The organism is Kitasatospora sp. NPDC054795 (genome assembly GCF_053611565.1).
Genome location: NZ_JBSHAP010000194.1, coordinates 1 through 12765, shown reverse-complemented (window position 1 = coordinate 12765; position 12765 = coordinate 1). Strand labels below are relative to the sequence as shown.

Annotated in this window: 7 protein-coding genes; 3 read left to right on the top strand and 4 right to left on the bottom strand. The window is 72.7% G+C overall.

Going from position 1 to position 12765, the window contains the following annotated elements; genetic code table 11:
• Positions 1–150: 150 nt before the first annotated feature.
• Positions 151–1812 carry an outer membrane protein assembly factor BamB family protein gene (locus ACWGJO_RS38930; protein ID WP_452190356.1) on the bottom strand — a complete coding sequence of 554 codons (1662 nt, stop codon included), beginning with the start codon at positions 1810–1812 and terminating at the stop codon, positions 151–153.
• A gap of 482 nt (positions 1813–2294) precedes the next feature.
• Between ACWGJO_RS38930 and ACWGJO_RS38925 the strand changes: the two genes are divergently transcribed.
• The 3 genes from ACWGJO_RS38925 to ACWGJO_RS38915 all read left to right on the top strand — a co-directional run bounded on the left by ACWGJO_RS38925 (position 2295) and on the right by ACWGJO_RS38915 (position 7373).
• Positions 2295–3473: an ROK family transcriptional regulator gene (locus ACWGJO_RS38925; protein ID WP_452190355.1), complete on the top strand. Its 1179-nt coding sequence runs from the start codon at positions 2295–2297 to the stop codon at positions 3471–3473.
• A gap of 316 nt (positions 3474–3789) precedes the next feature.
• Positions 3790–5697 (top strand): 1-deoxy-D-xylulose-5-phosphate synthase, encoded by a 1908-nt coding sequence (dxs, locus tag ACWGJO_RS38920; protein WP_452190354.1) that lies wholly within the window; start codon positions 3790–3792, stop codon positions 5695–5697.
• Positions 5698–5846: 149 nt separating this feature from the next.
• Positions 5847–7373, top strand: coding sequence for an ArnT family glycosyltransferase (locus tag ACWGJO_RS38915; RefSeq protein WP_452190353.1), 1527 nt, complete (start codon positions 5847–5849; stop codon positions 7371–7373).
• A gap of 189 nt (positions 7374–7562) precedes the next feature.
• Here ACWGJO_RS38915 and ACWGJO_RS38910 read toward each other — a convergent pair whose 3' ends face one another.
• The 3 genes from ACWGJO_RS38910 to ACWGJO_RS38900 all read right to left on the bottom strand — a co-directional run bounded on the left by ACWGJO_RS38910 (position 7563) and on the right by ACWGJO_RS38900 (position 12476).
• Positions 7563–9710, bottom strand: coding sequence for a 3-hydroxyacyl-CoA dehydrogenase NAD-binding domain-containing protein (locus ACWGJO_RS38910; protein WP_452190352.1), 2148 nt, complete (start codon positions 9708–9710; stop codon positions 7563–7565).
• Positions 9711–9712: 2 nt separating this feature from the next.
• On the bottom strand, positions 9713–10957 hold the full coding sequence (locus ACWGJO_RS38905; protein ID WP_387685569.1) for a thiolase family protein: 1245 nt from the start codon (positions 10955–10957) through the stop codon (positions 9713–9715).
• Positions 10958–11231: 274 nt separating this feature from the next.
• Positions 11232–12476 carry an HRDC domain-containing protein gene (locus ACWGJO_RS38900; protein ID WP_452190350.1) on the bottom strand — a complete coding sequence of 415 codons (1245 nt, stop codon included), beginning with the start codon at positions 12474–12476 and terminating at the stop codon, positions 11232–11234.
• Between the last annotated feature and the right edge of the window lie 289 nt (positions 12477–12765).

Here is a 12765-nt window from a genome sequence, read left to right as displayed (position 1 = left end):
GGGCCCGGGCGATCCGCCCGTTCCCGCCCCGCCCGCGTGGCCCGCGACGAGGGGTCATGCCCCGCTCGTCACCCGGTCGTCACCTCGGTCACTCCGGTCACCCCGGTCAACCGGTTCGCCCGGGGCGCCGGTCGGTTCGTCGGCCCGGCGTCACTTCTTCCACTTGGTCAGCGGACCGTCGCTGGCGCTGAAGCGGCGGAACGCGTAGACCGCGGCGCCGTCGTCCGAGATCAGGTACTCGGAGCTGCTGCTGCCGATGCCCATGCTGCTCGGCATGGTCATGGTGCCGAGGTCGGACAGCGAGCCGTCGGTCGGCGAGAGCGTCACCAGCCGGGCCGGCTTGTTGTAGCCCTGGTCGACGACCGCGCGGACCTTGCCGTCCTTGTCGGTCCCGGCGACCAGGCGCATGTCGTTGCTCGTCGAGCCGGAGGTGGCCGCCCACAGCCGCTTGCCGGTGGTCAGGTCGTAGGCGTTGATGCCCGGCTTGCCGCCGCTGACCTGGACGTACAGCGTGGTGCCGCTGACCACGTTGCGGGTGAGGGCCTCGTCCTGGCCGGAGAGGCGCAGGCTGTCCGCACCGGGCTCCTTGACGGACATCTGGTTGCCCGGCTTGTTGTCCTTGTCGAACGGCAGGATGTAGTCGCCCTGCGGGCCGCTGGACATCAGCAGCACCAGCGGCTTGTCCTGGACGACCGAGTCGACCTGCTCGATGCTGCCGGTGAGGGTGATCGGGGCGCTGGTCGGCTTGCCGGTCTCGGCGTTGACGACGACCAGCTGCGACTTCGGGCCGGTGGTGCCGTAGCAGCGGTCGCTGACCGCGATCTGGACGCCGGCCGCCTTGCCGCGCACGGAGCAGTCCTTGTCGCGCGGCTGGAACTGCCAGGCCGGCTGGCCGTTGGCGATGTTCAGGGCGCCGACCATGTTGCCGCCGACGGCGACCACGTTCTCGGTGACGCTGAGGGTCGGCGAGGACATCCGGTCGGCCGAGACCTTGACGCTCCAGAGCAGCTTGCCCTGGGTCAGGTCGACGGCGCCGACGGTGGAGCAGTCGCTGTCACCGGTGTTGAAGGAGACGGCGGCGACGCCCTTGGAGTTGGCGCCGTAGGAGGCGGTGCACAGCTCCTTGCTGCCGGCCGGGACGGGAACGGTCCAGGCCTCCTTGCCGTCGGTCAGGTTGTAGGCCTTGATGCCCGAACCGTCGACGCGCACGGCGAGCTTGTCGGTGCCCCAGACGCCGAGCAGCTGGGTCGAGGTGTCGGCGCCGGCCGGCTTGGGGACGCTCCAGGCGACGTTGTAGCTGCCGCCCTTGGGCCCGGGGCCGGGGGTCGGGCCGTTGCTGGTCCCGCCGTTGTCGGTGCCGCCGCTGTCGCTGGCGACCGGGCCCGGCGCCGGGTCGGGGGCCGGGTCGGGGTCCTTGAGCAGGACGACCAGGGCGACCACGATCGAGATCGCCAGCACACCGCCGATGATCCCGCCCCACAGCATCACGGGGTTGCGCTGCTTGGGCGGGACGGGCGCGACGGGGTAGCTGTACCCGGGCTGCTGCTGCGGGTAGTTGTAGCCGCCGGTGTTGTAGGCCTGCCCGGCGTTCGGGGCGCCGTACGGGGAACCGGGGACCGGGTCGTACGGGCCGAGCGGGGCGGCGCCGGGCGGCGGCGGGGCCTGGCTGGGGAACCCGGCCGCGGTCGGCGCGTACGCCGCGTACTCCGGGCTGCCGGCGGGCGGCTGCGCGGGCGGTGCCGGCGGTTGGGCGGGCGGCGGGCCCGCGGGCGCGGCCGGGCCCGGGACGGCCGCGCCGTCGAGCTGCGTCATCTGGTCCGCGACGGCGGCCGGATCCACACCGCCGCCCGGCGGGCGCCCGAACGAGACGCCCCGGTTGTCCTGCGGACCGTTGCCGGGCGTTTCGCCTGACCCCGGCGTAGGGTGATCCCCTGCCATCTGATTCCCCGTCATGTCTGGAAGCGTCCCCTTGCCGGTGCCGTCCACGGCTCCGAGGGGACGGGTGAGAATTGGGCACCATGCTAATGGTGTGTCGTTTTCGGCCGCCGCCAGGAGAGCCGATCCCCGTCTCCGCAGGTCCGGGCCGCGCAACACCTTCACCCCCCGATCACCGCGCCCCCACGCCCGCGCCCCGGCGCTCCGGTCCGCGCCGGTCGGCCGCCGTCCGCGCCCGGGGCCCCGCCCGCCCCGGCCGGGACCACCGGCCGCGACCCCTGCCCGGGCCCCCGGGCCGTACCCTTCAGGAGTTGAAGGGGACGCCCGGCGGAGGGGTCCCCGCCCTGGGAGGGTGGATCATGTCGACGGACACACCGGGCTCGCAGTCGTCGCTGCACCGGGCGAACCTGGAACGGGTGCTCCGCGCGGTGCGGATGGCCGGCTCGCTGACCCAGGCCGAGATCGCCCGCGGCACCGGACTGTCCGCGGCCACCGTGTCCAACATCGTGCGGGAGTTGAAGGAGAGCGGCACCGTCGTGGTCGCCGATACCTCCTCCGGCGGCCGCCGCGCGCGCAGCGTCTCGCTCAGCGGGGACGCCGGCATCGTGGTCGGCATCGACTTCGGCCACACCCACCTGCGCGTCGCGGTCGGCAACCTGGCCCACCGGGTGCTGGCCGAGGAGAGCGCCCCGATCGACGTCGACGTCTCCGCCCAGCAGGGCTTCGACCGCGCCGAGGCGATGGTCGAGCGGCTGCTGGCGCAGGCCGGGTTCCGCCCCGACAAGGTGATCGGCGTCGGCCTCGGGGTGCCCGGCCCGATCGACCTGGAGACCGGCGCGCTCGGCTCCACCGCGATCCTGCCCGGCTGGACGGGCATCGCCCCGGGCCGGGAGTTGACCGAGCGGCTCGGCATGCCGGTGCACGTCGACAACGACGCCAACCTGGGCGCGCTCGGCGAGCTGGTCTGGGGCGCCGGCCGCGGGCTGAGCGACCTCGCCTACATCAAGGTCGCCAGCGGCGTCGGCGCCGGGCTGGTGGTGAACGGGCAGATCTATCGCGGGCCGGGCGGCACCGCGGGTGAGATCGGGCACATCACCCTGGACGAGGCCGGGCCGGTCTGCCGCTGCGGCAACCGCGGCTGCCTGGAGACCTTCGTCGGCTCCCGCTACCTGCTCTCGCTGCTCGTTCCCACCCTCGGCCCGGACCTCAGCCTGCCCCGGGTGGTCGAGCTGGCCCAGCAGGGCGACCTCGGCTGCCGCCGGGTGATCGCCGACGCGGGCCGGCAGATCGGCACCGGCGTCGCCACCCTGTGCAACCTGCTCAACCCGCGCCGGGTGATCCTCGGCGGGGACCTCGCCGAGGCCGGCGAGCTGGTGCTCGCCCCGATCCGCGACTCGGTGGCCCGCTACGCGATCCCGAGCGCCGCCCGTCAGCTCTCGGTCGTCCCCGGCACGCTCGGCGGGCGGGCCGAGGTGCTCGGGGCGCTGGCCCTGGTGATGAGCGAGATGGGGGAGTCCGGCGCACTCGGCCGCGCCTGACGCCGCCGGCCGGCGCACCGCGGCCGGGGGCGTCCCGGATGTCCCGTCCTGAACGTCCCGTCCCGGACGGTCGGCTCCGGCCGGATAAGCACGGTCGAACGCCAGTGCGTCAATCCGGCGTGACCCGCCTCCCCCGCCCGACCTCCCGGAATGGCGGTAACCGAACCGTGGCACCGGGCGCGCCGCTCGGCGTCCGGGAGGCGGACATTAGACTCGACCGGTCGGCCCCGGCCGGGACCGCCGGCGTGGCACCGGACCGGGCAGCGACGCCCGTCGGACTTTCCGTGGTCCGCGAACACTGAACGAGGAGGAACGGGTGGCCCTGCTGACCCGCATTCGGGGACCGCGCGATCTCGACCGGCTCACGCCCGGACAGCTGGCCGCACTGGCCCAGGAGATCCGGACCTTCCTGGTGACCGAGGTCTCCAAGACGGGTGGCCACCTCGGGCCCAACCTCGGCGTGGTGGAGCTGACCATCGCGCTGCACCGGGTCTTCGACTCGCCGCGCGACCGCATCCTCTTCGACACCGGCCACCAGAGCTACGTCCACAAGCTGCTCACCGGCCGCCAGGACTTCTCCCGGCTGCGGATGAAGGGCGGCCTGTCCGGCTACCCGTCCCGCGCCGAGTCCGAGCACGACGTGATCGAGAACTCGCACGCCTCCACCGTCCTCTCCTACGCCGACGGCCTGGCCAAGGCCAACCAGATCCTGGGCAAGAACGACCCGGTCGTCGCCGTCATCGGTGACGGCGCGCTCACCGGCGGCATGGCCTGGGAGGCGCTGAACAACATCGCAGACGCCGAGGACCGCCCGCTCGTCATCGTCGTCAACGACAACGAGCGCTCGTACTCGCCGACCATCGGCGGCCTGGCCAACCACCTCGCCACCCTGCGCACCACCCAGGGCTACGAGCGGTTCCTGTCCTGGGGCAAGGACGCGCTCCAGCGCACCCCGGTGGTCGGCCAGCAGCTGTTCGAGACGCTGCACGGCGCCAAGAAGGGCCTCAAGGACTTCATCGCCCCGCAGGGCATGTTCGAGGACCTCGGCCTCAAGTACATCGGCCCGATCGACGGCCACGACATGACCGCCCTGGAGTCCGCGCTGACCAAGGCGCGCGGCTTCGGCGGCCCGGTGATCGTGCACTGCCTCACCGAGAAGGGCCGCGGCTACCACGCCGCCGAGAACAACGACGAGGACCGCTTCCACGCGGTCGGCAAGATCCACCCGGAGACCGGCCTGCCGATCCAGAGCGGCGGCGGGCGGAGCTGGACCTCGGTCTTCGCCGAGGAGATGGTCGCGCTCGGCCACGAGCGCGAGGACATCGTCGGCATCACCGCCGCCATGCTCCACCCGGTGGGCCTGGCCCCGTTCGCCGAGGCCTTCCCGGACCGCATCTTCGACGTCGGCATCGCCGAGCAGCACGCCGTCACCAGCGCGGCCGGCCTGGCCACCAACGGCCTGCACCCGGTGTTCGCGGTCTACGCGACCTTCCTCAACCGGGCCTTCGACCAGGTGCTGATGGACGTCGCCCTGCACAAGCTGGGCGTCACCTTCGTCCTGGACCGGGCCGGCGTCACCGGCGACGACGGGGCCTCGCACAACGGCATGTGGGACATGTCGATGCTGCAGCTCATCCCGTCCCTGCGGCTGGCCGCCCCGCGCGACGCCGAGCAGGTCCGCGCCCAGCTGCGCGAGGCCGTCGAGGTCAAGGACGCCCCGACCGTGGTCCGCTACTCCAAGGGCACGGTCGGCCCGGCCGTCCCCGCGGTCGGCCGGATCGGCGGCATGGACGTGCTGCGCGCCGCCGAGGAGCCCTCCGGCGCCCACCGCGCCGACGTGCTGATCGTCTCGGTCGGTGCGATGGCCCCCACCAGCCTGGAGGTCGCCGACCTGCTGGCCGCCCGGGGCATCACCGCCACCGTGGTGGACCCGCGCTGGGTCAAGCCGGTGGACCGGGCCCTGCCGGGCCTGGCGGCCGAGCACCGGGTGGTCGTCACCATCGAGGACAACGGCCGGGTGGGCGGCGTCGGCGCGGCCGTGGCGCAGGCGCTGCGGGACGCGGACGTGGACCTGCCGGTGCGCGACTTCGGCATCCCGCAGGAGTTCCTGGACCACGCCAGCCGGGCCGAGATCCTGGCCGAGATCGGTCTGAACGCCCCGGACATCGCCCGAAAGGTGACGGCGCTGGTCGCCAAGCTGGACGCGGCGCCGGTCGAGGCCTGACCGGGGGCCGTCCGGGCGGAGCGGTCCCCGCTCCGTTGACGACCATTTGTCGTAACTCCGTAACAGTTCGTCACGGAACAAGCTGACAATCGCACTGAAAGGCGGGACCGGCGCCATCGGCGCCGATCCCGCCCGGTAGGTTGTCATCCGTGCCGACCCCCACCCGCCTCCGCCTCACCGGACTGGCCGAGCGCCTGCCCGAGCGCGTCCGTACCCGTCTGCTGACCGGGTACTGGACCAGGCTGGTGCCGGTGCTCGCGCTGGTCGCGCTCGTCACCCACATCCCCTCCTTCGCCCGGCCCGTCTGGAGCCCGGACGAGGGCTTCCTGGCGACCCAGGCCCGGATGCTGGCGGACGGCGGCGTGCTGTACGACACCGTGGTGGACCGCAAGCCACCGCTGCTGCCCTGGCTCTACCAGGCCTGCTTCGCGGTCTTCGGCTCCGCCTCGCTCTGGCCGCTGCGCACCCTGGCTGTGGTGGCCCACCTGGTCACGGCGATCCTGCTGGCCTCGATCGCCCGCGGCCGCTGGGGCAACCGGGCCGGTGCCGGGGCCGGACTGCTCTACCTGCTGGTCTCCATCGGGCTCTCCCCGGAGGACACCCAGGCGGCGACCTTCGAGGTCTTCATGCTGCCCGCCATGGTGGCCGCCTTCCGGTACGCCGAACGGCGCCGCTGGCTGGCCGCGGGAATCGCGGTCGCCCTGTGCTCACTGACCAAGCAGACCGGCGGCGCGGTGCTGCTGCCGGTGCTCTGGATGCTCTTCCAGGACACCCGCCGGCGCGGGGTGCGCTGGCCGCCCGCGCTGTTCAAGATCGGGTTCGGCTTCGCCCTGCCGATAGCGCTGGTCGCGGTGATCCTCACCAAGCCCAAGGGCTTCCTCTTCTGGGTGGTCACCGGCAGCGGCGACTACGCCTCCTTCGGCGGCGCCTGGCTCCAGATGCTCGGCCGGGCCCTCGGCAACTCGGCCATCCTGGTCGGGGCCGGACTGGGGTTCCTGCTCCCGGTCGGGCGCAGGCTCTGGCTCAAGTACCGCCACCGCCCGCTGCCGGTGGCCGGCGAGGAGCACGGCTCGACCACCGACCTGTGGGTCTGGCTGCTCTCCTCGGTGGTCGCGGTCAGTGTGGGCTTCCACTTCTTCGGCCACTACTACCTCCAGCTGATGCCGCCGCTGGTGCTGCTGGGCACCGGGGCGGTCGCCACCTCGGCGATCCGCTGGAAGCCCGTCCTGGCGTACACCACGGTCGCCGCCACGGTGTTCTGGAGCCTGGCACTGGCCTGGCCGGGGGAGCAGCTCAACCGGACCACCGAGGTCGCCACCGCCGTCGCCGCCCAGACCACCCCCAAGGACACCGTGCTGGTCTGGGGCATGCACCCCGAGCTGTACTGGCTGGCCGACCGCAAGCCCGCCACCCGCTACCTGACCGCGGGCTTCCTCACCAACTACAGCGGCGGCAAGGACGGCAACCAGAACGTCGGCGAGCAGTTCAGCGTCGCCAACGCCTGGCAGACCTTCGACAAGGAGCTGGCCAACGGCCTGCCCGAGGTCGTGGTCGACGACTCCGGCATCGCCCCGTACCAGCCGGTCATGGTCCCCCGGATCGAGAACCTGCTGGACACCCACTACGAGATGGTCGGCGTCTTCGCCGACACCGTGGTCTACCGCCTCAAGCACTGAGACGCCCGCGTCCGGGCGGCCGGGCGGCAGTGCCGTCCACACCCGTTCCGCGCGGCGACGACGTACACACCGGTTCCGATCCCGACGCCGTACACAGCCCGTGCTCGGGCGGCAACCCCGTACACACCGAGGAGCCCCGGTGACCAGCTGGTCACCGGGGCTCCTCCGTGTTCCGGGTACGGGCCGCGCCTAGGCGGGCACCGAGGCCACGCCGGGGGCGAGGAAGGTCTTGCCGTTCACCCGCTCCGAGACGCCCTCACGGTCCAGGTACGGGGTGATCCCGCCCAGGTGGAAGGGCCAGCCGGCACCGGTGATCATGCAGAGGTCGATGTCCTGCGCCTCGGCGACGACACCCTCCTCCAGCATCAGGCCGACCTCCTGCGCCACGGCCTCCAGGGCTCGGGCGCGGACCTGTTCCTCGGTGAGCACCGAGTCGCCGAAGGAGAGCAGCTCCAGCACCTCGGGGTCGAGGACCTGCTGCCCGTCCGTCCAGGTGTAGAAGCCGCGCTTGCCGGCCTTGACCACCTTGGCGAGGTTCTCCGAGACGGTGAACCGCTCCGGGAAGGCGCCGTGCAGGGTCTCCGAGACGTGCAGGGCGATGGCCGGGCCGACCAGCTCCAGCAGCACGATCGGGGACATCGGCAGGCCGAGCGGCTCGACGGCCTTCTCGACGTCGGCGATCGGGGTGCCCTCGTCGATGATGCCCTGGATCTCGCCCATGAAGCGGGTCAGGATCCGGTTCACCACGAACGCCGGGGCGTCCTTGCAGAGCACCGAGGTCTTCTTCAGCTTCCTCGACACGGCGAAGGCGGTGGCCAGCGCGGCGTCGTCGGTGCTGTCGCCGCGGACGATCTCCAGCAGGGGCAGGATCGCGACCGGGTTGAAGAAGTGGAAGCCGACGACCCGCTCGGGGTGCTTCAGCTTCGAGGCCATCTCGGTGACCGACAGCGAGGAGGTGTTGGTCGCCAGCACGCAGGTCGGCGAGACCACGTTCTCCAGGTCCGCGAAGACGGCCTGCTTGACGCCCATCTCCTCGAACACGGCCTCGATGACGAAGTCCGCGTCGCCGAAGGCGGCGGCCTTGTCCAGCGAGCCGGAGACCAGGCCCTTGAGGCGGTTGGCCTTGTCCTGGCTGATCCGGCCCTTGCCGAGCAGCTTGTCGATCTCGGCGTGGACGTAGCCGACGCCCTTGTCGACGCGCGCCTGGTCGATGTCGGTGAGGACCACCGGCACCTCCAGACGGCGGGCGAACAGCAGCGCCAGCTGCGAGGCCATCAGACCGGCGCCGACGACACCGACCTTGGTGACCGGGCGGGCCAGCGACTTGTCCGGCGCGCCGACCGGGCGCTTGGCCCGGCGCTGCACCAGGTTGAAGGCGTAGATGCCGCTGCGCAGCTCGCCGCTCATGATGAGGTCGGCCAGGGCCGTGTCCTCGGCGTCGAAGCCGGCCTGCAGGCTCGCCTTGTCGGCGAGGTCGAAGTCCTTGGCGGCGGCGATGATGTCCAGCGCCCGGTACGCGGCCGGAGCGGCGCCGTGCACCTTGCCGTCGGCGACCATGCGGCCCCAGAGGACGGCGTCGTCCCAGGCCTTGCCGCGGTCGATCGCCGCGCGCTCGACGACGACGTCGCCCTTGAGGACCTTGGCGGCCCAGAGCAGCGACTGCTCCAGGAAGTCGGCCGGCTCGAAGATCGCGTCGGCGATCCCCAGCTCGAACACGTCCTTGCCCTTGAGCTGCTTGTTCTGGTTCATCGAGTTCTCGATGATGACCTTGACGGCGTTACCGGCACCCACCAGGTTCGGCAGGATGGTGCAGCCCCCCCAGCCGGGGACGAGGCCGAGGAAGACCTCGGGCAGCGAGAAGGCCGGGACGCCCGCCGACACCGTGCGGTAGTCGCAGTGCAGGCCGACCTCGACGCCGCCGCCCATCGCCGCGCCGTTGTAGAAGGCGAAGGTGGGGACGGGCAGCGAGGCGATCCGCTTGAAGACGTCGTGGCCGCCCTTGCCGATGGCCAGCGCGTCCGCGTGCTCCGTGAGCAGCTCGACGCCCTTGAGGTCGGCGCCGACCGCGAAGATGAACGGCTTGCCGGTGATCGCGGCACCGACGATCGCGCCCTCGGCGGCCTCGGCCTCGACCTGGTCCAGCGCCTCGTTCAGCTTGAGCAGCGAGCCCGGGCCGAAGGTGGTCGGCTTGGTGTGGTCGAAGCCGTTGTCCAGGGTGATCAGGGCCAGCCGGCCGGCCTGCAGCGGCAGGTCGAGGTGGCGGACGTGCGCGGTCGTGACGACCTCGCCCGGGAAGAGCTCGGCGCCGCGGGTCAGCAGCTCAGTGGTGTTGGCCATGGTCACTTACCACCCTCGACCTGAGACGACGTTTCCGCTCCGCTCCAATGCGGGTTCTCCCAGATGATCGTGCCGCCCATGCCGAAGCCGATGCACATCGTGGTGAGGCCGTAGCGGACCTCCGGGCGCTGCTCGAAGCGGCGGGCCAGCTGGTTCATCAGGCGCACGCCGGAGGAGGCCAGCGGGTGACCGAAGGCGATCGCGCCGCCGTACGGGTTGACCCGCTCGTCGTCGTCCGCGATGCCGAAGTGGTCCAGGAAGGCCAGGACCTGGACGGCGAAGGCCTCGTTGACCTCGAAGGCCTGGATGTCGTCGATGGTCAGACCGGCCTTGGCCAGCGCCTTCTCGGTGGCCGGCACCGGGCCGACACCCATGACCTCGGGCTCGACGCCCGCGAAGGCGAACGAGACCAGGCGCATCTTCACCGGGAGGCCGAGCTCCTCGGCGACGTCCTCGGCGGCCAGCAGCGAGGCGGTGGCACCGTCGTTCAGACCGGCCGAGTTGCCCGCGGTGATGTTGCCGTGCGGGCGGAACGGGGTCTTGAGGCCCGCCAGGTTCTCCATCGTGGTGCCCGGGCGCATCGGCTCGTCCACGGTGGCCAGGCCCCAGCCGGTCTCGCCGACCTCGGGGTTGGTGTTGCGGATCGTGATCGGCACCAGGTCGGGCTGGATGTCGCCGTTGGCGTACGCCTTGGCGGCCTTCTCCTGCGAGCGCACGGCGTAGGCGTCGCAGCGCTCCTTGGTCAGGTGCGGGAACCGGTCGTGCAGGTTCTCCGCGGTCATGCCCATGAACAGGGCGGACTCGTCGACCAGCTTCTCGGAGACGAAGCGCGGGTTCGGGTCGACGCCCTCGCCCATGGGGTGGCGGCCCATGTGCTCGACGCCGCCGGCCACGACCACGTCGTACGCGCCGAAGGCGATGCCGCCCGCGGTGGCGGTCACGGCGGTCAGCGCGCCGGCGCACATGCGGTCGATCGAGTAGCCCGGCACGGACTTCGGCAGGCCGGCCAGCAGGGCCGCGGTGCGCCCGATGGTCAGACCCTGGTCGCCGATCTGCGTGGTGGCCGCGACGGCGACCTCGTCGATGCGCTCGACGGGCAGGTTCGGGTTACGGCGCACGAGCTCCCGGATGCACTTGACGACCAGGTCGTCGGCGCGCGTCTCGTGGTAGATGCCCTTCGGGCCGGCCTTGCCGAACGGGGTGCGGACGCCATCGACGAAGACGACGTCCCTCGCGGTACGAGGCACGGGGGCTCTCCTCCCAGGGACCAACATTTAGGTGGGCGGGCTGCCGCCGTCGAAGACCCGAGCGGCGCCGCATCACGGCCATGCTACCCGCCGGTAACCAACCTGCCCAGGCCCCTCGGAGGGATCTGACCATGTGTCTCCCGACACGTTCCCCGGCCCGTCCGACCAGGAGCGCCGTTCCCGGGTGCGGCGAAGGGGATGTCGCCCGTACGGACGACATCCCCTTCCCGTGTTGCCGGATCGGCCCGGACCGCGACCGGCCCGCACGCCGTGATCAGTCCTGGGCGACGACCGCCGCGGCGAAGGCGGCGGCCACCGCCGGCGCCACCAGGTCCACCTGCCACTGCCGGGCGCCGAGCCCGCGCAGTGCGGCGGCCACGCCCTCCGGGCCCGGGTCGGCCGGCGGCTGCCAGGAGACCCGTCGGACCAGGTCCGGGGTGATCAGGTTCTCGGCCGGCAGGTGGTGGCGCTCGGCCAGCTCGCTGATCGCGCTGCGCGCGCCGGAGAGCCGGGCGGCGGCCACCGGGTCCTTCTCGGCCCAGGCCCGCGGCGGCGGCGGTCCCTCGTGCGGCGCGGTGGCCGGCGGCAGCAGGTTCTCCGGGATCTCCCGGCCGCGCTGCACGGCCGCCAGCCACTGCTCCAGCTGGCGCCGGTGCACCCGCGGGCCGAAGCCCTGGACGGCCTGCAGGGAGGCGATGTTCAGCGGCATGGCCAGTGCGGCGTTGACGATCGCCGCGTCCGCGAGCACCCGGCCGGGGGAGACGTCGCGGTCCTGCGCCATCCGGTCGCGGGCGAGCCACATCTCGCGCACCACGGCCAGCTGACGGCGGCGGCGGACCTTGTGCAGCTGCGAGGTGCGGCGCCACGGGTCGGTGCGCGGGGCCGGGCGGGGCGCGGCGGCGATCGAGGCGAACTCCTCCATCGCCCAGCCGAGCTTGCCCTGGGCGTCCAGCTCCCGTTCGAGTGCGTCGCGCAGCTCGACCAGCACCTCGACGTCCAGAGCGGCGTAGCGCAGCCACGGCTCGGGCAGCGGGCGGGTGGACCAGTCGACCGCGGAGTGCTCCTTGGCGAGGCTCAGCCCGAGCACGTTCTCGGTCATCGGCCCGAGGCCGACCCGGGCGAAGCCGGCGATCCGCCCGGCCAGCTCGGTGTCGAACAGGCGCCGGGGTCTCATGCCGACCTCGGCGAGGCAGGGCAGGTCCTGGCTGGCCGCGTGGACCACCCATTCGGCGTCCTCGACGGCCCGGCCGAGCGCGCTGAGGTCCGGGCAGGCGATCGGGTCGATCAGGGCGGAGCCGGAACCCTTGCGGCGCAGCTGGATGAGGTAGGCGCGCTGCCCGTAGCGGTAGCCGGAGGCCCGTTCGGCATCGACGGCCACCGGTCCGGTGCCCCCCGCGAAGGCGGCGACGACGGCGGCCAGCGCCCGGTCGTCCGCCACCACGGATGGGATCCCGTCCTTCGGTTCGAGGAGCGGGACCGGGGCTGCTTCTTCTGGGATGGCTGCTACGGCGTCGGTCACCCCCCAAGGGTACGACGGTCCTCACGGCCGGGAGTGTTGTCGGACTGGTCAGACTGTTGATCGCCGAGGGATCGCGGGGCGGGCCGCACCGGACCGCGCGGGGGTCGTGGGGGGCTTCGTGGGGGGTGCTGTGGGGGTGACACGGGGGGACCGGTGCGAAGACCCGGCCACCCGCCCGTCCCCGGGCGGGCTGCGCGCGCGCCGGGAGGCCGGGGGCCGCACGGCGGGGGGGGGGGGGGGGGGATTCTGCGCAGCGGCCCGCCCGGGCGGGGGGCGGGCCCGGCCGGGG